The organism is Pseudophaeobacter leonis (assembly GCF_002087335.1).
Classification (GTDB): domain Bacteria; phylum Pseudomonadota; class Alphaproteobacteria; order Rhodobacterales; family Rhodobacteraceae; genus Pseudophaeobacter; species Pseudophaeobacter leonis.
The window spans coordinates 1-23,247 of record NZ_MWVJ01000098.1 but is presented as its reverse complement, the minus strand read 5'-3'; the positions used below and the strand labels follow the sequence as shown (position 1 = coordinate 23,247).

Below are 23,247 nucleotides of genomic sequence, written 5' to 3'. Positions count from 1 at the left end.
ACGGCTGCCAAAATTTGTCTGGGAATATCTCGACAGCGGCACCGGCCTTGAGGCCACCAAGCGCCGCAATCGCAGCGCATTGGATCAAATCGGTTTTCTGCCCTCGATCCTGCATGGGCCTTTGGAGGTGGACCTCAGCACGCCTCTGTTGGGGACCACGCTGCCATTGCCCTTTGGCATAGCGCCTCTGGGCATGTCAGGCCTCATCTGGCCCGATGCCGAAGGCCACCTGGCCCGGTTTGGTGCCGCATCCGGCATCCCCTACGCCCTCTCGACCGTCGCCAGCCAGTCGCCCGAAGATCTGGCGCCGCATCTGGGTCCGGAGGCCTGGTTTCAGCTCTATCCGCCCAAGGATGAGGAGATCCGGCGCGACATGCTGACGCGCGCCCGCGACGCAGGTTTCAGCACTCTGGTGCTGACCGTCGATGTTCCGGTGGCCTCGCGGCGTGAACGTCAGGTGCGCTCCGGCCTGACCCAGCCACCGCGCCTTACGCCCCGACTGCTGGCACAAGTGACCCGCTGCCCGACCTGGGCGCTGGGGATGGCACGGCAGCACCGCCATGAGGGCGGCATGCCGCATATGCGCACGCTGGACAAATATGTCACCGCTCAAAGCGAAGGTCTGTCCTCGACGGCGCATATTGGCTACCTGCTGCGCACCTCACCCGATTGGGACTATGTGAAATGGCTGCGGGACAATTGGCAGGGCGCCTTTGTCATCAAGGGCGTGATGCGCGCGACAGACGCCGCGCCACTGGCAAGCATCGGGGTGGATGCGCTTTGGGTCTCGAACCATGCCGGGCGCCAGTTTGACGCCGCCCCAGCCGCCATTGAGGTTCTGCCGGAACTGCGCGCGGCCACCACACTGCCGCTGATATTTGACAGCGGTGTCGAAGGCGGGCTGGACATTCTGCGCGCTCTGGCGCTGGGGGCGGATTTTGTCATGCTGGGACGGGCCTTTCACTTTGCACTCGCAGCATTGGGGCCAAAGGGGCCGCAGCACCTGCTGGAAATCCTCTCCAAGGATCTCGAGGCCAATATGGGCCAGCTGGGACTGACAAAGCCTCTTGAGGTGCGTGATCTTGATATGCGTGATCTGTCCTTCACCCCAGGAACACCCCGCTAACCAAGGGTTTTGCGGCCGTCCTTTCAGGTCAGCGTCAGGTGGTTCCAGGCCAGTTTGAGCCAGTGTCAGGCCAGTTTCAGGCCAGTTTCAGGCCAGTGACTAGCCCGTTTCTGGCCAGCCCAATAGCATTCAAAGGCCTGATCGCACTCTCACGCCTGTGGCGTCGCCGTTGGAATCACAGCCTGCTGGAATCACAGCCTGCGCGCCCCGCCTGCCAAAGGCGGCAACAGACCCAGCCCGCAGGATTTGACCAGTCAAATGCTGCAACTGCAGCAAAACTGGCAAAAATTGACCGCATGAGAGCGCAATCATGCCGCAGATACCCAATACTACGACTATACCAGCCGCTAAGATCGCCCTAACACTTCGCCAACCCAACCCATCCCCGAGGAGCCATGATGCCTGACTTCAAGAAGATCCTGATAGCCAACAGGGGCGAGATCGCCATTCGAGTGATGCGTGCGGCGAATGAGATGGGCAAGCGCACGGTCGCCGTCTATGCCGAAGAAGACAAACTGGGCCTGCACCGTTTCAAGGCCGACGAGGCCTATCGCATTGGCGAAGGCATGGGACCGGTCGCGGCCTATCTGAGTATTGATGAAATCATTCGTGTCGCCAAGGAATGCGGCGCGGATGCCATTCACCCCGGCTATGGCCTGCTGTCGGAAAACCCCGATTTTGTCGATGCCTGCGCCCGCAATGGCATTACCTTTATCGGCCCCAAGGCCGAAACCCATGCGCGCCCTTGGCGACAAGGCCAGCGCCCGCCGGGTTGCGATCAAGGCCGGTGTGCCGGTCATTCCTGCGACCGAGGTGCTGGGCAATGATATGGCGGCAATCGCCGAAGAGGCCGCAGAGGTTGGCTATCCCTTGATGCTCAAGGCCTCCCGGGGCGGCGGTGGCCGCGGCATGCGTCCCATCCATGGCCCGGACGAGCTGGAAGAAAAGATCCTGGAAGGGCGCCGCGAGGCCGAGGCGGCCTTTGGCAATGGCGAGGGCTATCTGGAGAAGATGATCACCCGCGCCCGCCACGTCGAGGTGCAGATCCTTGGCGACAAACACGGTGAAATCTATCACCTGTTTGAGCGCGACTGTTCCGTGCAGCGCCGCAACCAAAAGGTGGTGGAACGCGCACCGGCCCCCTATCTCAGCGAAGAGCAGCGCGCCGAGATTTGCGAGCTGGGGCGCAAGATCTGTGCCTTTGTTGGCTATGAATGCGCCGGCACTGTTGAGTTCCTGATGGATATGGAAACCGACAAGTTCTACTTTATCGAGGTGAACCCCCGGGTGCAGGTCGAGCACACTGTCACCGAAGAAGTCACCGGCATCGACATCGTGCAGGCGCAGATCCTGATCGCCGAAGGCAAGACCATTGCCGAGGCCACCGGTAAGGCCTCTCAGGATTAGATCCGCCTGAATGGTCACGCGCTGCAGACCCGCGTCACCACCGAGGATCCGCTGAATAACTTTATCCCTGCTATGGCCGCATCACCGCGTACCGGTCGGCCACCGGCATGGGCATTCGTCTCGATGGCGGCACCGCCTATGCGGGCGGCGTCATCACGCGGTACTATGACAGCCTGCTGACCAAGGTCACCGCCTGGGCGCCCACCCCGGAAAAAGCCATTGCCCGTATGGACCGCGCCCTGCGCGAATTCCGGGTGCGCGGCGTTTCAACCAACATCGCCTTTGTCGAGAACCTGCTGAAGCATCCGACCTTTCTCGACAACAGCTATACCACCACCTTTATCGACAACACGCCGGGCCTGTTCCAGTTTGCCAAACGCCGCGACCGGGGCACCAAGGTGCTGACCTATCTGGCCGACATTTCGGTCAACGGCCACCCCGAGACCGAGGGCCGTGTGGCACCGCACCCGGATCTGAAAGAGCCGCGCGCGCCGCAGGTTGCCCCCGGCAATACCCCCTATGGCACCCGCAACCTGCTGGAGCAAAAGGGGGCGCAGGCGGTGGCGGACTGGATGAAGGCACAGCGCCAGCTGCTGCTCACCGACACCACCATGCGTGATGGCCACCAGTCGCTGCTGGCGACCCGGATGCGCAGCCATGACATGATCAAGGTGGCGCCAGCCTATGCCCAAAACCTCAGCCAGCTGTTCTCTGTTGAATGCTGGGGGGGAGCGACCTTTGATGTGGCCTATCGCTTCTTGCAGGAATGTCCCTGGCAGCGGTTGCGTGACCTGCGCGCCGCCATGCCCAATGTGATGACCCAGATGCTGCTGCGCGCCTCTAATGGCGTCGGCTACACCAACTATCCCGACAACGTGGTGCAGGAATTCGTGCGCCAGGCTGCCGTCACCGGCGTGGATGTTTTCCGGGTGTTTGACAGCCTTAACTGGGTGGAAAACATGCGCGTCGCCATGGACGCCGTGAATGAGGCCGGCAAGGTCTGCGAAGGCAGCATCTGCTACACCGGCGATATTCTCGATCCCAACCGCGCCAAATACGACCTGAAATACTATGTCGGCATGGCGCGCGAGCTTGAGGCCGCAGGGGCGCATGTGCTGGGTCTGAAAGACATGGCGGGCCTGTTGAAACCCGCCGCCGCCCGCCAGCTGATCAAGGCGCTAAAAGAAGAGGTCGGCCTGCCGGTCCACTTCCACACCCATGACACCTCGGGCATTGCCGGCGCCACCATTCTGGCCGCCGCAGATGCCGGGGTGGATGCCGTTGATGTGGCGATGGATGCGTTTTCCGGCGGCACCTCGCAGCCCTGCTTTGGCTCTATCGTTGAGGGGCTGCGCAATACGGACCGCGACACTGGCCTGGACATCGCAGCCATCCGGGAGATCTCGGATTACTGGGAGCAGGTGCGGGCGCAATACGTCGCCTTTGAGAGCGGCCTGCAGGCGCCTGCCTCAGAGGTCTATCTGCACGAAATGCCCGGCGGTCAGTTCACCAACCTCAAGGCGCAGGCGCGCTCATTGGGGCTGGAAGACCGCTGGCACGAGGTCGCCCAGACCTATGCGGATGTGAACCAGATGTTTGGCGATATCGTCAAGGTGACGCCCTCCTCCAAGGTGGTCGGCGACATGGCGCTGATGATGGTCAGCCAGAACCTGACCCGCGCCGAGGTCGAAGCGCCGGACACCGAGGTCTCCTTCCCCGATTCTGTGGTGGATATGATGCGCGGCAACCTTGGCCAGCCTCCCGGTGGTTTCCCCGAGGGCATCGTCAGCAAGGTGCTAAAGGGAGATGCCCCCAATCTGACCCGTCCCGGTGCGCATATGGAACCGGTAGATCTGGAAGAGACCCGCGCCGAGCTTAGTCAGATGCTCGAAGGTAAGGTCGTGGATGACGAGGATCTCAACGGCTATATGATGTATCCCAAGGTCTTTCTCGACTACATGGGACGGCATCGTCAGTACGGGCCCGTGCGGGCGCTTCCGACGCGGGCGTTCTTTTACGGCATGGAGCCGGGCGAAGAAATCACCGCCGAGATCGATCCTGGCAAGACGCTGGAAATCCGCCTGCAGGCGCTTGGTGAGACCGATGAGACCGGCGAAGTGAAGGTCTTCTTTGAGCTGAACGGCCAGCCGCGCGTCATCCGCGTGCCCAACCGTCTGGTCAAGGCCACCACCGAAAGCCGCCCCAAGGCCGAAGCCGGCAACCCCGACCACATTGGAGCCCCTATGCCCGGTGTGGTGGCCAGCGTCGCGGTCCACGTCGGGCAAGAGGTCCACGAGGGTGACATGTTGCTGACGATCGAGGCGATGAAGATGGAGACCGGCCTGCATGCCGAGCGCAGCGCCAGGGTCAAGGCCCTGCATGTTCAGGCCGGCACGCAGATCGACGCCAAGGATCTGTTGATCGAGCTGGAAGATCTGGACTGATCCGATAGAGCAAACACAGCGCTGTGGCCCCACCGGGCCGCAGCTGCGCCCCACCGCCTGCCGTAAGGCAGTGCATCAGCCTTGCGGCGGGCTCAAAACATCTACTGTGACCAAAGACGCCCGCCAGTTCGGCACGACATAGTCAGAGCTGAACCGCGAATCTGCCCCCGCCTTTGCCCCTGCCTCTGCCTGGCCAGCCGTGACATCCTGCAGATACAGCCCGGCTGCAATTGCGGCGACCAGACCTGCAATCCGCATTGTGTGATTGAGTTCCACCACTTTTTCTTCCTTGTGAAGCCCTCTGTTTCTTCTTCAAACGCAGAGCTCGGCACATTCCGTCGCCAGGACCCGGCTTTTTTCGCCAGCCACAGACATTTTCCACTTGCAGCGCGTGGCCAGAATGCATACTTCCGCCTAACCGAATGGTAGCGCGGGCGTAGCTCAGGGGTAGAGCATAACCTTGCCAAGGTTATGGTCGGGCGTTCGAATCGCCTCGCCCGCTCCATTCGAAAACGAAAAGGCCACCCCTTCTTGGGGTGGCCTTTCGCGTTTCAGTAATAGACCTTAGCGATACCTTGCGTGGAATCAGCTTTGCGCCTAGGAACAGATACAGAACGCGAACTAGAACAGGCAGGCACGACGATATGCTCACATCCGTGGAACTTTGTGCAGGCGCTGGCGGCCAGGCTCTGGGGCTCGAACGGGCCGGCTTTGATCACACGGCTCTGGTGGAAATAGACAAGCATTGCTGCGCCACCCTGCGCCACAACCGGCCTGACTGGAACGTGCTGGAAGAAGACGTGCGCCTCTTCAAGGAAGACGCAAGCGCCTACAAGGGCATTGATCTGTTGGCCGGTGGCCTGCCCTGCCCGCCGTTTTCGGTGGCAGGGCAGGCAGCTGGGCGAAAAGGACGAGCGCAACCTGTTTGATGATGCCATCCACATCGTTGACGCCACCCGACCGCGCGCCGTGATGATCGAAAACGTGCGCGGCTTTCTGGATGCCGCCTTTCACGACTACCGCGAAAAGCTGAAAAAGCAGCTGTCCAAGCTGGGATATGAAACCGACTGGCGGCTGCTCAATGCCTCGGACTATGGCGTGCCACAGCTGCGCCCCCGCGTGGCGATCATTGCCCTGCGGCGCGACTTTTCCGGTGATTTTTCCTGGCCCGAGCCCCTGCCCTATAATCCGCCCACCGTTGGTGAGACGCTGATTGATCTGATGAAAGCACGCGGCTGGCGTGGTGCCGACGACTGGGCGGCACAGGCAGATGAGATCGCGCCCACAATCGTTGGCGGCTCAAAGAAACACGGCGGCCCGGATCTGGGCCCAACGCGGGCGCGCCGCGCCTGGGCCTCGCTGGGCGTCGAGGGCCGCACCATCGCCTATGAGGCTCATGATCCTTTTCACAACGACATGCCCCGCCTGACGGTGCGCATGGTGGCCCGCATTCAGGGCTTTCCCGACGCCTGGCACTTTACCGGCGCCAAGACAAACGCCTACCGCCAGGTTGGCAACGCCTTCCCGCCGCCGGTGGCCGAGGCTGTGGCGCAGCAGTTAAAACTTGCGATTGCAAAGCCCAAACTCCATGCCCTGCGCGCCTGACCGCCCGGTGACGCGGGCGACTGGCCTGTGATGCGGGCGCGCGAGCGGCCCCGCCCTGAGGGCATTGTATGAAACAGAAACTCCCCCCCAGCCTGATTCAGGCCGGGCACCCCGATCATGAGTTGCTCAGCCAGTTGGCGGTCGAGATTACCGCACGGGCGGGAGGGGCATTGACGCTGGAGCAGGATTTTCCCGCCATGCTGCGGCGCTGTATTGACGATGTCATCATGACGCCAAAGACCGGGCGCCGCGCCTATGAAGAGCTGGAAAAGACCGAGAAAACCTATATCGGCACCCGCGTCGAGATCGAGCTGCGCGCCCTGCTGCGCCTGCCGCGTGGGCGGCTGGATACCGAAATTCTGGGCCGGGATGTTGATATCAAAAACACCATGGGCAGCAACTGGATGATCCCGACCGAGGCGCTGGATCAGCCCTGCCTGCTGGTGGCCGCCGATGAGGCCCGCGCGCGCTGCTACCTTGGCCTGATCATTGCGCGCCCGGCCTATCTGACCCATGGTCAGAACAAGGACGCCAAAAAATCCATCTCTGCCCAAGGTTTTGGCCATATCCTCGGGCTGATCTGTGACCATGCCTACCCGGCAAATTTCTGGCGCGGCCAGGACCCCGACAAGGTGGCCGAGATTTTTTCAGGCGCCACAGGCAATCTGCGCATGGCCTGCCTGTTTCGCCAGATCCAAAACACCCCCATCGCCCGCGATGTGGTTGAAGCCGTGGCGCAGCAAAAAGACTTTATGCGCCGTATTCGTTCGGACAAGGGGCGCGGCACCCGCGACCACCTTGAGCGCGACGGCATCCTGCTGCTCTCGGGGCAGTATGACAGCCAGTTGATCAAGGCGCTTGGGCTGCCAAATTGCGCGGGGTCAGAATTCATTTCCTGCACGCCAAACAGCGATCAGGCCCGGCGCATGGCGACGCAGGCTGGCTTTTGCCTGCCGCCCCGCAGCTAGCCCTCCCCCGGCGCCATACGCGCTGCCGGCCTATTCGGAATAATTCTCACACAGCGGATCACTTTCCCTCTTGCGGCCCTGCAATGGATTGCCTAAATACCGCTTCACCAAATGTAGCGCGGGCGTAGCTCAGGGGTAGAGCATAACCTTGCCAAGGTTATGGTCGGGCGTTCGAATCGCCTCGCCCGCTCCATTTGGATTTGAACAGGCCGCTGGATGCATATCGCATCGGCGGCCTTTTTCATGCGCTCCACCAGACAGTGCTGCCGCCGCGTACGGGAGCACAATATGGGCGAAATTCGGGCCCAAATCTGGGGTGAAAATATTTTGATCAAATCCTTTGACCTGCCTGCAAAAACAAGACAATGCTAGCCACAGCGGTGCTGCGTGACTTGCCTGCACCCGTTGATTGTCTCTGCCATGTCCGCGTGACATGTGCCCCCATTCGAGGAATTCAGCCATGGCCCCCGTCATCTACCCAACCACCAATCTCACGGCCACCGAGCAGATGTGCCTGGATCGCGGCGAAGGCATTTATGTCTTTGATACCGAAGGCAATAAATACATCGAAGGCCTGGCCGGTCTGTGGTGTACCTCGCTGGGCTATGACAACAAAGAGGTGATTGGCGCGATCACCGACCAGCTGAACAAGCTGCCCTTCACCCATACCTTTGGCGGCAAAACACACCAGCCCCTGATGGATCTGGCTGACAAATTGTCCGCGATGGTCCCGGTTGAGGATGCCTATATCTTTTTTGGCAACTCCGGCTCGGATGCCAATGACAGCCACTACAAGATGCTGCGCTATTATTTCAATGCCATCGGCAAGCCGCAAAAGCGCAAGATCATCACCCGCGAGCGCGGCTATCACGGTGTCACCGTCGCCGCCGGCGCCCTGACCTCGCTGCCAGCGAACCTGGCGCATTTTGACGCCCCCGTTGAGGCGCTGAGCATCCTGCGGACTGACGCGCCGCACTACTACACCGGCCGCAAGGGCAATGAGACCGAGGCGCAGTTTGTTGACCGCATCATCGTCAATCTGGAACAGCAAATCCTGGCAGAAGACCCCGATACCATCGCCGCCATGATTGTTGAGCCGATCACCGGTGCCTCCGGCGTCATTGTGCCCCCTGAAGGCTATTACGAGAAACTGCAGGCTTTGCTGCGCAAGCACGGCATTCTGGTCTGGGCCGACGAGGTGATCTGCGGCTTTGGGCGCACCGGCGCCGATTTTGGCTGCACCACGATGGGGATCAAACCTGACCTGATGAGTTTTGCCAAACAACTGTCCTCGGCCTATTTCCCGATTTCCGCCAGCGTCATACCCGGCTGGATGTACAAGGAAATGGTCGCCCCCTCCAATGAGGTTGGCGTCTTTGGCCACGGCTACACCTACTCGGGGCACCCGGCCGCCTGTGCCGCCGCGCTCAAAACGCTCGAGATCTATGAGCGCGACAACCTGTTTGACCACGCCGCCACAGTCGGCGCCCATTTGCAGGCAGAGCTGCGCCGCCTCTTTGCAGATCATCCCCTGGTGGGAGAGGTCCGGGGCAAGGGGCTGATCGCCGCGTGGGAGCTGGTGTCGAACACGACCACCGGCGCGACAATCGCCGGCGGCAAAGGGGGGGCTGCCGCTGTGAAGGCCTGCCGGGACAACGGTGTGATCCTGCGCGCCGTGGCCGGCAATGCTCGGGCTTTTTGCCCGCCACTGATCATCACCAAGCCAGAGATTGACGATATGCTGGCGCGGGTAAAGCGGGCGGTTGATACCGCCTATGACAGCCTCAAAGCCGAGGGGCTGCTGGAAGGCTGAGCGGTGAGATGAAACGTTTGTGAAACACAAAACGCCCCGGAAAACTCCGGGGCGTTTTTGTCTGTTCAACCAGATAGCTGCGAACAGCCTGTTCAGAACACCTTAAAGGTCATGGTGGTGAGCGAGCGCTCGATATTGGGGATCACCAGCAGGTGATCATTGATATATTTCCCGACATCCGCATCCGCAGGAATATAAAGCTTCATCAGCAGGTCATATTCACCGCTGGTGGAATAGAGTTCTGAGTGAATTTCACGGCGGGCAATATCTTCGGCCCCCCTGGTGGTGGAGCCCGGGCTTGCAGCGGATCTGGATGAATACACAGGTCGACATGGGCGTCCCTTTGATCGTTTTGAGCGGGTTATTTGCGCTCCAAGCTGGCACGTGCCGCCGCTGGGCGCAATGGCCGCAGCCGATCTGTGCAACAGAGCCGTCCAAATGCCCAGCAAGGGTCTTGAGCCAGCCCCCCTCCCCGCCCTATAAGTGCCGCGCAGACAGCAAGGAATGCCCTCATGCGTAGCGCCAAGATCACCCGCCAGACCGCCGAAACCGAAATCTCGGTTGAGATCAATCTCGACGGCTCAGGCTCATATGACAACCAGACCGGGGTTGGCTTTTTCGACCACATGCTGGACCAGTTGGCGCGTCATTCGCTGATCGACATGACCATCCGCGCTAAGGGCGACTATCACATTGATGACCACCACACAGTCGAGGACACCGGCATCCCCTGGGTCAGGCGCTGGCGCGGCCTCTTGGCGACAAGAAGGGCATCCGCCGCTACGGGGAATGTCACCTGCCGATGGATGACGCCCAGCTGCGGTGCGCGCTGGACCTTTCGGCGCGGCCCTATCTGGTGTGGAATGTCGAGATCCCGACGCAAAAAATCGGCACGTTTGATACCGAGTTGGTGCGCGAATTCTTTACCGCCTTTGCCACCCATGGCGGCGTGACCCTGCATATCGACCAGTTGCACGGCTTCAACAGTCACCATATCGTCGAGGCCGCCTTTAAGGCGGTGGCCCGTGCGCTGCGCCTTGCGGTTGAGACCGACCCGCGAAAATCTGACGCCATTCCCTCAACCAAAGGGGCGCTCTAAGCGCCCCCGCCGCGTCCCATCCAGAGGCGCAAAACTCAGACAGGCATAAAATTCAGACAGGCGTAAAATTCAGACTGGCTGCCGGGCCATTGCCGCCTTGCCTTTGCGCCGGATAAACCACTCTGCGAGCAGCGCATTCGGCACCCAGCTGACCCAGGCCACCAGGCTATAGCCTGCCTCTTCGCCTAGGGTAGCAAAGAGCAGCGGCAGATAGAGCCGCAGGGTCACAGCCGCAAAGGTGAGTGCACCTAAGCGGATCATCCAACGGCGGTGATCGGCAATGCGACCCTGCATCGCCAACCAGATCCCCCGACCGGTCACCCCCAGCCAAAGCAGCGCCAACAGACCAAAGCCAAGGCCCGCAACGGGACCAGAGGTTGTTCCAATCGCCATCTTCAGCCCCCCCAGCCCGGAGAGCAAAATGGCAACCCCATAGCCGCGGCCAATCCAGCGATGCCACCCGGGGCGGCGCCGACGCAATCCCCGCCAGAACTGGAACGGCAACAGCGCAAGAGCCACCGGCGCCAACCCGACATGGAGGTAGAACGCGACCGGACGCTCCAGCGCGTGATAGGCGACAAAGGGCATCGAAAGCTCCACCCCCAGGACCAGAAATCGCCAGGACGCCAGGGCAATCAACAGGCAGAGAATCCATATTGCGCCTTGACGCAACCTGATCAGGCTCTTGAGGGATAACACGCTTTCTCCAAACTTGGGGGCATTACACTTGGGGGCATTAACTTTACAGTGTAAACTTGACAGCGTAAAAATCAGATCACCTTGACGATGTCAAGTTTGCGGTTATTCTATGGTTCAAATGGCTGATCAAACTGACAAAAAACCACACCACCACGGCGATTTGCGCGCCGCACTCATCCAGAGTGGCATCGAAATCCTCACGGAAACGGGACTGGATTCGCTCACCCTGCGGCGCTGCGCCGCCCGCGCCGGGGTCTCGCATGCCGCGCCGGCCCATCATTTTGACGGTGTTGCAGGACTACGCGGTGCCATCGCCAAGGAAGGTTTTGACCGGTTCCGTCACCACATGCTGCAGGCCCGCGCCGCCGGCACCCAGACCCCAGAGGGCCGCATTCTGTCGCTCTGTCGCGGCTATCTGGATTTTGCCGTTGCAAACCCGGCCCTGTTTGCCCTGATTTTCAGTTGCGGGCCGATGTCGCAGTTTGAAGACGACATGAACGCGGGCGATGCCAGTGCTTACGGCGTGCTGCGCCAGACCTGTGCGCCGTTTGTGGCGCCTGGCGCCGACCCTCTGGTGATCGAGACACAGGTCTGGAGCCTCATCCACGGCTTTGCGCACCTGCTGCTGGCGGGTACCTTTTGCCCCCGTGGTGACAGCCCTGACCATCATGCCCTTTTTGCGCCGGTGATGACCCTGCTTGAGGGCATCGGCACAGCCCCCCGGCCAAACACTGGGCCAAACACCGGGCCAGACACCGGGCCAGACACCGGGCCAGACACCGGGCCAAACTCTCGGCCACAATAACTGCACAGCTCGACAAATACGCCGCACTCATCCGCGCCGGCCTTGACCTTTTGCGTAAATAAAGAGAGGTCTGAGGCAACTTTTCCAAAAGGCTCGTACCCCATGCTGACCGCCATTATCGACTATGAATCCGGCAACCTCCATTCTGCCGAAAAAGCGTTTCAGCGGATGGCGCGCGAGCTGGATGCCGGGGAGGTCGTGGTCACCTCGGACGCCGATGTGGTGGCGCGCGCTGACCGGCTGGTGCTGCCCGGCGCCGGGCCCTTTCCCGCCTGCGCCGCCGAGCTGCGCGGCCACAAAGGCATCTATGACGCCATGGTTGAGGCGGTTGAGCAAAAGGGACGGCCGTTTCTTGGCATCTGTGTTGGCATGCAGCTGATGGCCACCACAGGCCACGAATACCACGACACGCCTGGTCTGGATTGGGTTGCAGGCGATGTGGTCAAGATCACCCCTGCAAACCCGGCCCTGAAGGTGCCGCACATGGGCTGGAACGACCTGATCATCGACCACCCGCACCCGATCTTTGAAGGCATTGCCTCGGGCGATCACGTGTACTTTGTGCACTCCTACCATTTTCGCGCCCAAAACACCGCTGAACGCCTGGCCCATGTGGACTATGGCGGCGATGTGACTGCTGTGATTGGCCGTGACACCATGCTCGGCATGCAGTTTCACCCGGAAAAAAGCCAGGACGTCGGGCTGCGCATGATCGGAAACTTCCTCCGCTGGGCGCCGTAAATAGCTGAGAGCCAGCAGGCCACTGTGCAGCCCTGTTTTTCTGCCATCGGCGGCTTTCTACCGCCAGTGTGCTTGCTAGCGCCGGTGTGCGTGCTAGCGCCGGTGGCTTTGCCCCCAAGCGTGCAGCGCCATGATCACATCTTTTAGCTGCTGACCTTTGTCGGTCAGGCTGTAGTCGACATGCGGCGGCACAACGGCGTGAACATGGCGACTGACAATCCCGTCGGCCTCCAGCTCGCGCAGCTGCTTGGTCAGGCTGCGTTGCGTCACGTTCTCGATGCGGCGCGACAGCGCGTTAAAGCGCAATGTGCCATCCAGCAAGTGGTAGATGATCAACCCTTTCCACTTACCCGCGATTTGTTCCAGCGCCGCCTCAACAGGGCAGCCCTCACTGCAGTCATATCCGGTGAACCGGCGGGAGGTTTTGCTTTTTACAGTATCCATTTGGTGCCTATATGCAGAAATTGTGCGTACTTGCGGGTATGTAACTTGTAGCGCATATCCCATAGACACACCACACTGTCAAAAGGCTCATCGATATGCCCCTCACAATTCTCGCTCAGATTACCGCCGCAGACGGCAAAGCCGACCTCCTCCGTCACGAGCTGGAAAAGCTGGTGCCGATCACCCGCGCCGAAGAAGGCTGCCTGCAGTATGATCTGCACACAGACAACGAAAACCCCGGATTTTTCGTCTTTTATGAGAACTGGGAAACCCGCGAGCTGTGGCAAACTCATATGAACGCCCCCCATCTGGCGGCCTATATGGCAGCCACAGAAGGGGCCGTGAGCAGTTTCACCATCAATGAAATGACAAGGCTCGCTTGAGACCGGCTGCTCACCAGACTGAGTTTTACCAGACTAGATTTTCACCTGACACGCGCAGAGATCGCATCCTTGGCCGCATTCATTCCAGACGCCAGATGCACGCCCTCAACCCGCACACAAAAAGAAAGAAGCCTGAAACATGAAAGCCGTTGGATATAACACGCCGGGATCGCTCGACCGGGATGATGCCCTGCTCGACATTGAAATTGACCCGCCCTCGGCGCAGGGTCGCGACCTGCTTGTTCGGGTTCAGGCCGTGTCGGTCAACCCGGTTGACACCAAGATCCGTAAGAACCGCGCGCCAGACGGCACCGAGCACGCCATTCTGGGCTGGGATGCTGTGGGCGAGGTCATTGAGGCAGGCCCTGACGCGTCCCTCTTCAGCCCCGGCGATGCGGTCTGGTATGCCGGCGCGATCAACCGTTCTGGCAGCAACGCTGAATATCATCTCGTCGACGAACGTATCGTGGGCCGCAAGCCCACATCCGTAAGCGCGGCCGAAGGCGGCGGCCCTGCCGCTGACCGCCCTTACGGCCTATGAGATGTTGTTTGACCGGCTGCGCGTCAACGACCCGGTCCCAGGTGCCGCGCCTGCGGTGGTTATCATTGGAGGTTCAGGCGGTGTGGGCTCCATCGCCATTCAACTTTTGCGCGCCAAGACAGATTTGACGATCATTGCCACCGCGTCGCGACCTGAGACACAGGACTGGACGCGCGAACTGGGGGCGCATCACGTGGTGGATCACTCAAAACCGCTGGCGGCTCAGATCGAGGCGCTGGGACTAGGGCAGCCTGGCTGGGTCTTTTCGACCCCCCATACCCACCAGTACATCGACGAGATTGCCGCATTCATCGCGCCCCAGGGTCGGTTTGGCCTGATTGATGATCCCGCCTCTCTGAACATTATGCCGTTCAAACAAAAGTCGGTTTCGACCCATTGGGAGTTTATGTTCACGCGTTCGCTGTTCGGGACTGCGGATATGCAGCGTCAATATGACATCCTGAACGAGGTCGCAGATCTGCTGGATGCGGGCACCATCAAATCCACGGCGACAGAGACCCTCGGCAAGATTGATGCGGCAACGCTAAAGCGTGCCCATGAGATTATTGAGAGCAACAGAGCCAAGGGTAAATTGGTTCTCGAAGGGTTCTGAAGACAGGGTGCGGCACGGAGTATTTCGTGCCGCGTCCTGCCACTGCCACAGGTCATAAAGCCGACCTGCGTGCCCCATAAAAGCCTGCGCATTAAATCAGAGACCTGCGCACTCATCCCGGTGCATTCTTATGCCCGACAGGGCATGGCAGCAGAGCGGCGGCTCATTTGACCCCCTCTCCTGTATTCGCCCCGCCCCTGTATTCGCGCCATCCCTGTTTTCGCGCCGTCCCTGTTTTCACACGGCCTCTGTGCGAGAAGAATAGACAGCCGCTGCCTTTGCAGGCATAGAGAAGCTCCCGCAAACCACAGGCCAGAGCCCCCCGAGTGCAGATCCGATTTGAAAAATTCGATTACGTCGAGGGACGGCATCGCTACTGCATTGTGCGGCTTAGCCAGACCCTGTTCGGGGAGTGGTGCCTGGAGCAGGCCAAGGGGCCGATCGGCAGCCCCGGCGGGCAGCAAAGGCGCGCCTATTTCACACAGCATGGGGAAGCGGTTCAAAATTTTGAGATCCTGCGCGACACCCAGATCAAACGCGGCTTTGTGCCGATTCCGGTGCAACTGGGGCTGCTCTGACAGCCCCAGTTAGAATATCAGACCATGATTGGCCTGGGCTATTTGATCCGCTTCCACGTCTGCTTTGAGCAGACCAGCCCGCCAGCAACACAGCCCCGCAAGGCCAGAGTGTCGCCACTGAGATCCATCTTGCCCATGTAAATCTTGTCATTGGAGGGGCGCCAGACCTCACCAGTGTAATAGCCCTCACCCTTGGCGACCATGTCGATCACCAGTGTTTTGCCAATATTGGGCGAGGTGTATTCGCCCTGATCATTGAAGGTCTGGGCAATCTTGCCGCAGATCGCCGACCCACAGGGCGCCATCTTGATATGGGCATATGAGCCATCATCGGGCTGGGTTTTCCACGTCCCCAAGATCGGATCAGCCAGGGCCGCCCCTGCCAGACCCAAAGTGGCCAGACTCAGAGTCGCCAGAGTTGTTGCCAAAGTCTTATTCATTTTCATCTCTCCCGTTTGCCTCACACCCCTGTCGCACAAATTCCACGCAGGCCTCCCATTACAGTGGCGCAGGCAGGGCTTTTCAGGCAAGGCTGACTTTGGGTCGCGTTGCAATTCACGCCCGCCTTGTGCAAAACACCGCTCATGAGCAGGACCAGCCACTGTGGACCTAGGCTCCGGATGACCCAGTTCGCAAAATGACAAGCGACCACCAGATGACAAAGGCTGCACATATGATCCTCTATCCCGCGATCGACCTTAAAGATGGCCAGGCCGTGCGCCTGCTGCATGGCGACATGGACAAAACCACCGTGTTCAATGACAACCCGGCAGCGCAGGCGATGGAATTTGTCAATGCAGGCTGTGATTGGCTGCATCTGGTCGACCTCAATGGCGCCTTTGCGGGTGAGCCGGTCAATGCTGCACCTGTTGAGGAGATCCTCAAGCAGTGCAAAGTGCCCGCACAGCTTGGCGGTGGCATCCGGGACATGAAAACCATCGAGAACTGGATCGACAAAGGTCTGGCACGGGTGATCCTGGGCACGGTCGCCGTCGAGAACCCCGATCTGGTACGTGAAGCCGCGCGGGAATTCCCCGGCAAAGTCGCCGTTGGCATTGATGCCCGCAATGGCCGCGTCGCCACCAAGGGCTGGGCGACAGAAACGGATGTCATGGTCACCGATCTGGCCAAATCCTTTGAAGACGCCGGAGTGGCGGCCATTATTTACACCGACATCATGCGCGATGGCGCCATGAAAGGCCCCAACGTGGCCGCCACCGCTGATCTTGCCAATGCGGTGTCAATTCCGGTGATTGCCTCGGGTGGCGGGTCCTCGCTGCAAGATCTCAAAGACCTGAAAACCTGCGGGGCGCCCTTGAATGGCGCGATCTCGGGCCGCGCGCTTTATGATGGGGCTATTGATCTGGCCGAGGCCCTGGCCATTCTGAAAGCCTGATCCTCATGTCGCGGATCCATGCAACCAGCCTGCCACACAGCAGCCGCCTGTATCAGCAGCCTGCCGGGATCCGCGACAGCGATTTTGTCGACTGCTACGCCAAAGCCTGCGACGCGCCCCTGGATGACGCCGCCCAACGCGCGCTCTCTTTCCCGCGCTGGGTCTCTGCCCTGATGCGCCTGCGCAATGCTTTGGTGGCGCCCTTTGGGCTGAATACCGAGGTCACCAGTCCAGACCGGCCAAATCAGCCAGATCGGCCAGATCGGCCAGACCAACCAAATCGGACAAACCGGCCAGACCGGATTGGTGTCTTCCCGCTGGTGAGCCGCGACGAGCACGAGATGATCCTCGGGCTTGATGACACCCATCTGGATTTTCGCATCTCGATTCTAAAACAAGATGGCCAGATCTACTTTGCCACCTGGGTCCGGACCAAAAACCGCTTTGGCCGAATTTACCTGCGGCTGATCCTGCCCTTCCATATCCTTATCGTGCGCAACGCGGTGGCGCGCGCCTGATGCAGCGGCCCCTGTGCCTATTCAGCCGCGTGCTTGCCAGTCTGAACCTGTCTGAACCTGTCTGAACCTCCTTCCTCCTGGAGTCAGGCTGGTTTGCGGGGTGCTGGTGTTTTATAGCTAGGCATGACATTGATCCTCCGAGCATGGAAAAGGTAGCAACGCGATGCTAAAAACCCGCATCATCCCCTGTCTCGACGTGGCCGATGGCCGGGTTGTCAAAGGCGTCAATTTCGTCGGCCTGCGTGATGCGGGTGATCCCGTAGAATCGGCCAAGGCCTATGACGCGGCCGGCGCGGATGAGATCTGCTTTCTCGACATTCACGCCACCCATGAAAACCGCGGCACCATGTTTGACGTGGTACGCCGCACCGCCGAGCAATGCTTTGTACCGCTCACTGTCGGCGGCGGTGTCCGCACCAAAGAGGACGTGCGGGCCCTGCTGCTCGCCGGGGCCGACAAGGTCTCGTTCAACTCAGCTGCTGTCGCCAACCCGGATGTGATCGCCGAGGCCGCCGATCAGTTTGGCAGCCAGTGCATCGTCTGCGCCATCGACGCCAAAACCGTCAGCCCCGGAAAATGGGAAATCTTCACCCATGGCGGGCGTCGCGAGACCGGCATTGATGCGGTGGAATTTGCCCGCACGGTCGTGGCCAAGGGCGCCGGAGAAATCCTGCTCACCTCGATGGATCGGGACGGCACCAAGGCGGGGTTCAACCTGCCCCTGACCCGCGCCATCTCGGATGCGGTCAATGTGCCGGTGATTGCCTCTGGCGGGGTTGGCACGCTTGACCATCTGGTTGAAGGCGTCACCAAGGGCGGCGCCAGCGCCGTGTTGGCCGCATCCATCTTTCACTTTGGCGAATACACCATCCAGGAGGCCAAGGAACACATGGCCGCTGCAGGCATTCCAATGAGGCTGACATGAGCATTCTCCACGATCTTGAAGCCACCATCCAGGCGCGCAAAACCGCAGATCCCAAAAGCAGCTGGACGGCCAAGCTGCTCGCTAAGGGGCCGGAAAAATGCGCTGAGAAGTTTGGCGAAGAGGCCATTGAGGCCATTATTGAAGCTGTCAAAGGCGATCGCGAGAAACTGGCCTCTGAAGGCGCCGATGCGCTCTATCATTTTCTGGTGATGCTGGCCGCGCGCGATGTGACGCTGGACGATGTCCTGGCCGAGCTCAGCAAACGCCAAAACGTCAGCGGGCTGGACGAAAAAGCCGCCCGTGCCAAAAGTTAAAACTGTCCCAAAAGTTCAGCCGCCCCAAAAGCTCAACCACAGCCCGCGTCAGGCGCCTTCTTGACCTGCAGGATATGCAAGAGGCAGCGCTCCCGCGCCGGCCAGATGCACCGGCTTTGCCGGCCACATACAGTCCGACTTGGGCCCAGCGCCGCGCTTCGCGCGGCGCTGGGCCCAACGGGAGAACGGTCTGCACATTTGGCAGACCAACGACGGGCGGGAGCCCCCCCGCCCCCTTGCCCTAACGTCTAAAGCTTTGACGAGATAATACCGGTGGCAAAGCCCCCCATACGCAGCTCCCCGAACAGGCGCTGATATTCGATCTTGGGACAGCGGTTCTGGATCACGGCAACACCCCGCGCCTTGGCCTTCGCTGCGGCCTGAGGGTGTTCGACACCGATCTGCATCCAGATGCATTTGAGCTGAGGAAAGCACTCAAGCGCCTCATCAACGATCGGCGGCACAGCTTCAGACCGGCGAAAGATGTCCACGACATCCACAGGATCAGGGATCGCCGCCAGACTGGGCTGTATCACCTCGCCAAAGAGCCGTTTGCCCGCATGAGCAGGATTAACAGGGATTACACGAAATCCCTTAAGGCCCAGATACCGCGCCACATAGTAGCTGGGGCGCACCGGATTCATTGAAACGCCAACCACCGCGAAGGTTCGACCGCCCTGCAGAATGGATTTCAAATGGCTATCGCTATACTCTGTCATGTCCCAGACCTAGCCTGCTGCGCCCGCCGCGCCTAGATCAAAGGCGACAGGTTTCGTTCGTAAAGTGCCACAGCCGCCCTCCTTGCCCGGCACAGCCCAGTGAACACTGGGCAATATGAGCCAAATCGCCTGTGACAAGTCAGATATTCAATCAGACCCAGATAGCCTGTCACAAACCAGATAACCTGGCACAAAAAAGCGCCCGGACCGCAAAGGCCGGGCGCAAAGTGCGGAACGAGGGACAGTGAAAAGATCTGCGGTGGTTCCATGCCGCAGTCCCTATAGATGTAGGATAGCAACATTAAAAAAAAAGTGCTGGTCAGGTCTTTGCGAGAAATAAACAGCCAACCCCGCCAAAAAAACTAGTCCTGCAGAACGCTCGGCCAGTTTCCGCGTGCATCCGCCACAATATGATCCGCTTCATCCTGCCATATTGCCTGCACAGAGGGGTTGTTCAGCAAATACAGCTCTTCGTCCCTGACCACCCAAAGGTGCGGGTCGCCTGCGGCCAGATAGCCTTTGGACATCGCATAGGCGCAATAGCCGCCAAAGGCAGGAACATAGGCGCGTGGGTTGGATTCAAACCGCGCCTGGTTGCCCGCAGAGACAAAACGCCAGACAACGCCTTTCCACAGAAGGGAAAACGCCTGATCCCCGGTGATCACACTGCGGTCCTCAAAAAGCGCGACGACATCGTAGCCCCCTAGGGCAACACCATCGCGAGCAGAAAAGATCGCAACATCAGCCCGCGCAGACAGCGGGGTAAAAAGCAAAGTGGTGGCCAGAGCCACGGCTATCAGGCGCAAAACCAATTGGGCCTCCAGTTGGTCATTTCGGAACAGCCCTTAACCTGACGCAGAAACGACGTTTTGCATAGGTCGGTTACAGAGATGTGATCGCAGCGTGACAACGTGTCAGTACGCACTGGAGCAATCAAACCCTGAAGAAAACCTGAAGACTGCCCCGCTCAGCCACAGACCTGCGCCCACAAGGCAGCCAGTGGACGTGGGCATGGGCGTGCCAGTGGGCGTGGGCCAGCACCGTAATCAGTCAAAAATATCCTCGACCAGATCAACGGCTTCGGAAACCAGCTTGTGAAACAGGCTCTTGCCTTTCTTGCGGCTTTTCTTGCCGCTTTTTACCTTTACCGGCTTTTGCCGCGCGCCAAAGCCCGCCGCAGATTTAGTTTTTTTGACCCTGGGCTTTGCCTTTGCCGCCGCATCGCCTGCAGGCGTGACAAGGCAGGCGCCCTTCCCAGGCTGCAGCGGTCGCGCCTTTTGTGCCGCCAGTGGTGCGCCACAGGTTCCGCAGGTCAGCACCAAGACAGGGCTGCTTCCTCTGCCGGATCCGGGCAGAAAACGCGATTGCACCCCGCAATAGCAACAGCTCACAATCTTGCCGCCACTGGTCCCGCACTGTTTCATTGTCTGCCCTCGCCGCTATAAACCGGCCTCAGGACCGTTCCAGAGAAGCATATAGGGCGATTGCCGCCGCATTTGAGACGTTGAGCGAACCAAACCCACCGGCTGCGTCAATTTTCACCAGATGATCAACGGTTTCCTTGGTTTTCTGCCGCAGGCCCGGCCCCTCAGCGCCCAGCACCAGGGCAACCGGCAGATGCTTGCGCCCTTCCAGGCAGCTTTCGATGGTGTTTTCGGCTTCGCCGTCGAGCCCCAGCACGACATAGCCCATATTCTGCAGCTCGATGATGGTGTCAGACAGGTTGCGCATGCGCAGATAGGGTTGCCGCTCCAGCGCGCCACTGGCTGTTTTGGCCAGCGCTCCGGTTTCAGGAGCCGAGTGATGACGCGTGCCGATCACTGCACTGGCGCCAAACACCTCTGCCGACCGCAAGATAGCGCCGACGTTATGCGGGTCCGTCACCCGATCAAGCAGAATCACCCGTGGAATCTCTGCACCGATACAGTTTTCCGACAAAGAGCCCCAATTCAGCGGTTTGACCTCAAGAGCAGCCCCCTGGTGCACCGAATTGGGATCCAGTGGCGCATTGAATTTGCGCGGCTCGACCAGTTCCGGCTCGATTCCCGACGCGGAAATCGCTTCTTCCAGCTTGTTTTGGGCATTCAAGGTCACGATCAGACGCAGTTTTTCCCGCTTAGGGTTCATCAGCGCATCGCGCACCGCGTGCAGACCAAAAAGCCAGACGGTCTCACCGCCACCAGCCTTCTTATTCTGCTCCTTTTCAATCACCCACTGGGGCTTTTTTGTGGGTTTCTTGGACATGGGTCTCTCCAGTAAAAGGAATTTAGGGTCAGGGCAAAAAACTTGCGCTTTTTCTGTTGACGCCCCTCGGTGGCGCTAGTAATCACGCCTTCACGTTAGGTGCAACACTCACCTGACAGTGGGCGACAGGCCGCAAGGTGTGGCAGGGGACTGTAACTCCCTCGCGGAGACGCACGCCTGGTTCGATTCCAGGGTCGCCCACCACTTCCATATTTTTACCAATGAAATCAAGGGAGTGGTGGACCGCAATGCGTTCTCCGGGCTTGTTGAGTTTCAATGAGTTACGTTGAAGGTGTACCGCAGTTTTGATGAGTGAAAACCGAGCATCTTCCTCTCGCACAAAATTTTACTTCTAGGAATCGTCTGGCAAAGTGGCATGCTCCAAGGGAACGATTTGCGGCCTATGAGCTGACCAACAACAACGCCAACATTAGCCGCATGAAAAAGCGCATTGAACAGTTTGAAGCCGCGAGCGCAGCCGAAACAAAACGGCAGGTTTTTAAGGGCGTTTGCGAGCTGCTGGAAAATGTAGAAGAAAACCGTCTGCAGTTCCTGTTTGAACGTAAGCCGCCTGCGGCAATCAGGACCGCGCTCAAGGTTGCTGGGTTCCGATGGGCACCGTCACAGGGGGCTTGGCAGCGCCAGCTAAACAACGCGGCGCGATACAGCCCACAGCAAGTCCTCATCGCGCTTGACGTAGCGATATGAAAAACAGAGCCCGGCACGCTTGGGCTAGGCTCATGATCTCGGCCATAGTTTGCACAAGACCTCGGTCACAATGGTAAGTCCACCATTGGCATAGTCAGAATTCAGTCCCCGGCAAACAAATCGGAGGAGGTTGCGACATTTGCAAAGTTCAGGGTGCGATGCGGTACCAGGGGGCGTGATCGGCCCACACCCGCATTGCAGACGACTCGATCAATCCAGAGACCGCCAACAAGTACATTTCCTATCTGTCCGGGATGTTCCAGTCATGGCCAAGATAAACGGCTGCGATATTCCAAACCCATTTCAGGGAATAAGGTTCAAACGCCCACCCCCTTTCCCGGCTGCTGTGTTCTCTGCCTCTTGGATCACTGCGAATTTCGTAAACGGCAGGCATTGGACAGGCTTAATCCAGAGGCAAGAAATGCTTTCCTAATGATGATCAATACCGGGGCCAGGCCATCCGAAATACTGGGGGTAAAACCCAGTGACATTTTTCTGGACCAAGACATCCCCTTCATTCGGATCGAACCTAACGACTGGGGAAGTTTGAAAAACCCTCAATCAAGGCGGGAAATTCCTTTGGTTGGCGTGTCCTGTGTCACCGCCGCTCAGTACAAAGACCTTGGATGCGCCAACACATACAGAAACAAGGGCGACAGGTGGTCGGCTACAGTGAACAAATACCTTAAGTCCAACAACCTAAAGGAAACCAACAACCACACACCCTATGCACTCAGACATAGTTTCGAGACCAGATTGCGGGAAACAGGCTGTGATGAACAACTCCGTTGTGAGTTGATGGGGCATGGGTACAATCGTCCGCGTTACGGCACGATTTCACATACGTTGTTACATAAGGCACTATTGAAGATCGCGCTTTGACTGCACATTTCACAGATGAAACGTCCGCACCTACAAACTGGCCAAGCCTGAGACTTTGGCAATCGTGCGCGCTCTGGATAGAGCATCCGCATGGCGATCAAGGCGCTCCACCTCTTGATCCAGTCTTTCAAAAATGACCAAGAGGTCGGTGTACCCGCTCGCAACGATTACCGCCGCTTTCTGATGCGCTCTTCTGAGCCGTATTTCCGCCAAGTTGGCCAAGAGAATACACCACCACCCTATTTCAAGTGAAACACTGTGTGAATACTGTAAGT

General features: G+C 59.4%; 26 protein-coding genes, 3 tRNA genes and 3 pseudogenes. 22 read left to right on the top strand and 10 right to left on the bottom strand.

All coding sequences use genetic code 11. The features are described from left to right. Both B4968_RS18595 and B4968_RS18585 read left to right on the top strand, forming a co-directional pair. A partial coding sequence (locus tag B4968_RS18595; protein ID WP_083100836.1) for an alpha-hydroxy acid oxidase occupies positions 1-1,126 on the top strand: 1,126 nt, incomplete at its 5' end. Positions 1,127-1,524: 398 nt separating this feature from the next. Further along, a pseudogene (locus B4968_RS18585) lies at positions 1,525-4,977 on the top strand (pyruvate carboxylase). 75 nt (positions 4,978-5,052) lie between these two features. On the opposite strand, the gene B4968_RS18580 reads toward B4968_RS18585, so the two are convergent. Continuing rightward, the gene (locus tag B4968_RS18580; protein ID WP_139792908.1) at positions 5,053-5,253 is read right to left on the bottom strand and encodes a hypothetical protein; all 201 of its coding nucleotides are present in this window, start codon (positions 5,251-5,253) and stop codon (positions 5,053-5,055) included. Positions 5,254-5,407: 154 nt separating this feature from the next. Here B4968_RS18580 and B4968_RS18575 point away from each other — a divergent pair. From B4968_RS18575 to B4968_RS18555, 6 genes are all read left to right on the top strand, one after another. Continuing rightward, positions 5,408-5,482 (top strand) — tRNA-Gly (locus tag B4968_RS18575). A gap of 139 nt (positions 5,483-5,621) precedes the next feature. Further along, a complete protein-coding gene (locus B4968_RS26290; RefSeq protein WP_241525847.1) occupies positions 5,622-5,906 on the top strand; it encodes a DNA cytosine methyltransferase in 285 nt (94 codons plus the stop codon). After that, positions 5,833-6,582 carry a DNA cytosine methyltransferase gene (locus tag B4968_RS18570; protein ID WP_241525846.1) on the top strand — a complete coding sequence of 250 codons (750 nt, stop codon included), beginning with the start codon at positions 5,833-5,835 and terminating at the stop codon, positions 6,580-6,582. The genes B4968_RS26290 and B4968_RS18570 overlap by 74 nt, the downstream gene beginning before the upstream one ends. A gap of 68 nt (positions 6,583-6,650) precedes the next feature. Further along, positions 6,651-7,550, top strand: a complete 900-nt coding sequence (locus B4968_RS18565; RefSeq protein ID WP_083100833.1) for a NaeI family type II restriction endonuclease — start codon at positions 6,651-6,653, stop codon at positions 7,548-7,550. Positions 7,551-7,668: 118 nt separating this feature from the next. Then, positions 7,669-7,743: transfer RNA gene (locus B4968_RS18560), tRNA-Gly, on the top strand. Between the two features lie 267 nt (positions 7,744-8,010). Continuing rightward, positions 8,011-9,363, top strand: coding sequence for an aminotransferase (locus tag B4968_RS18555; protein WP_083100832.1), 1,353 nt, complete (start codon positions 8,011-8,013; stop codon positions 9,361-9,363). A 92-nt stretch (positions 9,364-9,455) separates the two neighbouring features. On the opposite strand, the pseudogene B4968_RS18550 reads toward B4968_RS18555, so the two are convergent. Further along, a pseudogene (locus B4968_RS18550) lies at positions 9,456-9,696 on the bottom strand (Lrp/AsnC ligand binding domain-containing protein). 179 nt (positions 9,697-9,875) lie between these two features. Here B4968_RS18550 and hisB point away from each other — a divergent pair. Beyond that, a pseudogene (gene hisB / locus B4968_RS18545) lies at positions 9,876-10,462 on the top strand (imidazoleglycerol-phosphate dehydratase HisB). 69 nt (positions 10,463-10,531) lie between these two features. Here hisB and B4968_RS18540 read toward each other — a convergent pair. Next, positions 10,532-11,101, bottom strand: a complete 570-nt coding sequence (locus B4968_RS18540) for a DUF2306 domain-containing protein (RefSeq protein ID WP_241525845.1) — start codon at positions 11,099-11,101, stop codon at positions 10,532-10,534. 178 nt (positions 11,102-11,279) lie between these two features. On the opposite strand from B4968_RS18540, the gene B4968_RS18535 reads away from it, so the two are divergent. Both B4968_RS18535 and hisH read left to right on the top strand, forming a co-directional pair. Then, positions 11,280-11,966, top strand: coding sequence for a TetR/AcrR family transcriptional regulator (locus tag B4968_RS18535; protein WP_083100839.1), 687 nt, complete (start codon positions 11,280-11,282; stop codon positions 11,964-11,966). A 102-nt stretch (positions 11,967-12,068) separates the two neighbouring features. After that, a complete protein-coding gene (hisH, locus tag B4968_RS18530; RefSeq protein ID WP_083100830.1) occupies positions 12,069-12,707 on the top strand; it encodes an imidazole glycerol phosphate synthase subunit HisH in 639 nt (212 codons plus the stop codon). A 93-nt stretch (positions 12,708-12,800) separates the two neighbouring features. Here the strand turns inward: hisH and B4968_RS18525 are convergent, their stop codons facing one another. Continuing rightward, complete coding sequence (locus B4968_RS18525) at positions 12,801-13,151, bottom strand: winged helix-turn-helix transcriptional regulator (protein WP_083100829.1); 351 nt, start codon at positions 13,149-13,151, stop codon at positions 12,801-12,803. Positions 13,152-13,246: 95 nt separating this feature from the next. Between B4968_RS18525 and B4968_RS18520 the strand changes: the two genes are divergently transcribed. From B4968_RS18520 to B4968_RS18510, 4 genes are all read left to right on the top strand, one after another. After that, positions 13,247-13,534 (top strand): putative quinol monooxygenase, encoded by a 288-nt coding sequence (locus tag B4968_RS18520; RefSeq protein WP_083100828.1) that lies wholly within the window; start codon positions 13,247-13,249, stop codon positions 13,532-13,534. Between the two features lie 139 nt (positions 13,535-13,673). Then, the gene (locus B4968_RS26285; RefSeq protein ID WP_241525844.1) at positions 13,674-14,075 is read left to right on the top strand and encodes an alcohol dehydrogenase catalytic domain-containing protein; all 402 of its coding nucleotides are present in this window, start codon (positions 13,674-13,676) and stop codon (positions 14,073-14,075) included. Between the two features lies 1 nt (position 14,076). Further along, positions 14,077-14,688 carry a zinc-binding alcohol dehydrogenase family protein gene (locus tag B4968_RS26280; protein ID WP_241525843.1) on the top strand — a complete coding sequence of 204 codons (612 nt, stop codon included), beginning with the start codon at positions 14,077-14,079 and terminating at the stop codon, positions 14,686-14,688. A gap of 326 nt (positions 14,689-15,014) precedes the next feature. Then, entirely contained in the window at positions 15,015-15,266 is a 252-nt protein-coding gene (locus tag B4968_RS18510; protein ID WP_083100827.1) for a WGR domain-containing protein, read from the top strand. Between the two features lie 38 nt (positions 15,267-15,304). On the opposite strand, the gene B4968_RS18505 is transcribed toward B4968_RS18510, so the two are convergent. After that, positions 15,305-15,706, bottom strand: coding sequence for a DUF2147 domain-containing protein (locus B4968_RS18505; protein WP_083100838.1), 402 nt, complete (start codon positions 15,704-15,706; stop codon positions 15,305-15,307). A gap of 233 nt (positions 15,707-15,939) precedes the next feature. Between B4968_RS18505 and hisA the strand changes: the two genes are divergently transcribed. The 4 genes from hisA to B4968_RS18485 all read left to right on the top strand — a co-directional run bounded on the left by hisA (position 15,940) and on the right by B4968_RS18485 (position 18,419). Then, positions 15,940-16,662, top strand: a complete 723-nt coding sequence (gene hisA / locus B4968_RS18500; RefSeq protein ID WP_083100837.1) for a 1-(5-phosphoribosyl)-5-[(5-phosphoribosylamino)methylideneamino]imidazole-4-carboxamide isomerase — start codon at positions 15,940-15,942, stop codon at positions 16,660-16,662. A 5-nt stretch (positions 16,663-16,667) separates the two neighbouring features. Continuing rightward, positions 16,668-17,180 carry a DUF2867 domain-containing protein gene (locus B4968_RS18495; RefSeq protein WP_083100826.1) on the top strand — a complete coding sequence of 171 codons (513 nt, stop codon included), beginning with the start codon at positions 16,668-16,670 and terminating at the stop codon, positions 17,178-17,180. Positions 17,181-17,343: 163 nt separating this feature from the next. After that, positions 17,344-18,105 (top strand): imidazole glycerol phosphate synthase subunit HisF, encoded by a 762-nt coding sequence (gene hisF / locus B4968_RS18490; protein WP_083100825.1) that lies wholly within the window; start codon positions 17,344-17,346, stop codon positions 18,103-18,105. Further along, a complete protein-coding gene (locus tag B4968_RS18485) occupies positions 18,102-18,419 on the top strand; it encodes a phosphoribosyl-ATP diphosphatase (protein ID WP_083100824.1) in 318 nt (105 codons plus the stop codon). Before hisF ends, B4968_RS18485 begins: the two co-directional genes overlap by 4 nt. Before the next feature lie 248 nt (positions 18,420-18,667). Here B4968_RS18485 and B4968_RS18480 read toward each other — a convergent pair whose 3' ends face one another. The 4 genes from B4968_RS18480 to rlmB all read right to left on the bottom strand — a co-directional run bounded on the left by B4968_RS18480 (position 18,668) and on the right by rlmB (position 21,382). Next, positions 18,668-19,138, bottom strand: a complete 471-nt coding sequence (locus B4968_RS18480; protein WP_083100823.1) for a CoA-binding protein — start codon at positions 19,136-19,138, stop codon at positions 18,668-18,670. Between the two features lie 362 nt (positions 19,139-19,500). Further along, a complete protein-coding gene (locus B4968_RS18475; RefSeq protein ID WP_241525842.1) occupies positions 19,501-19,950 on the bottom strand; it encodes a YHS domain-containing (seleno)protein in 450 nt (149 codons plus the stop codon). 234 nt (positions 19,951-20,184) lie between these two features. Beyond that, a complete protein-coding gene (locus B4968_RS18470) occupies positions 20,185-20,460 on the bottom strand; it encodes a hypothetical protein (protein ID WP_420916550.1) in 276 nt (91 codons plus the stop codon). A gap of 130 nt (positions 20,461-20,590) precedes the next feature. After that, positions 20,591-21,382, bottom strand: a complete 792-nt coding sequence (rlmB, locus tag B4968_RS18465) for a 23S rRNA (guanosine(2251)-2'-O)-methyltransferase RlmB (RefSeq protein WP_083100820.1) — start codon at positions 21,380-21,382, stop codon at positions 20,591-20,593. Between the two features lie 120 nt (positions 21,383-21,502). On the opposite strand from rlmB, the gene B4968_RS23410 reads away from it, so the two are divergent. From B4968_RS23410 to B4968_RS25345, 3 genes are all read left to right on the top strand, one after another. After that, positions 21,503-21,586, top strand: a tRNA-Tyr gene (locus tag B4968_RS23410). Between the two features lie 108 nt (positions 21,587-21,694). Continuing rightward, positions 21,695-22,090: a DUF8626 domain-containing protein gene (locus tag B4968_RS18460; RefSeq protein WP_083100819.1), complete on the top strand. Its 396-nt coding sequence runs from the start codon at positions 21,695-21,697 to the stop codon at positions 22,088-22,090. A gap of 153 nt (positions 22,091-22,243) precedes the next feature. Then, entirely contained in the window at positions 22,244-22,972 is a 729-nt protein-coding gene (locus B4968_RS25345) for a tyrosine-type recombinase/integrase (RefSeq protein WP_277620963.1), read from the top strand. Positions 22,973-23,002: 30 nt separating this feature from the next. Here the strand turns inward: B4968_RS25345 and B4968_RS23840 are convergent. Beyond that, a partial coding sequence (locus tag B4968_RS23840) for a hypothetical protein (RefSeq protein WP_206601117.1) occupies positions 23,003-23,247 on the bottom strand: 245 nt, incomplete at its 5' end.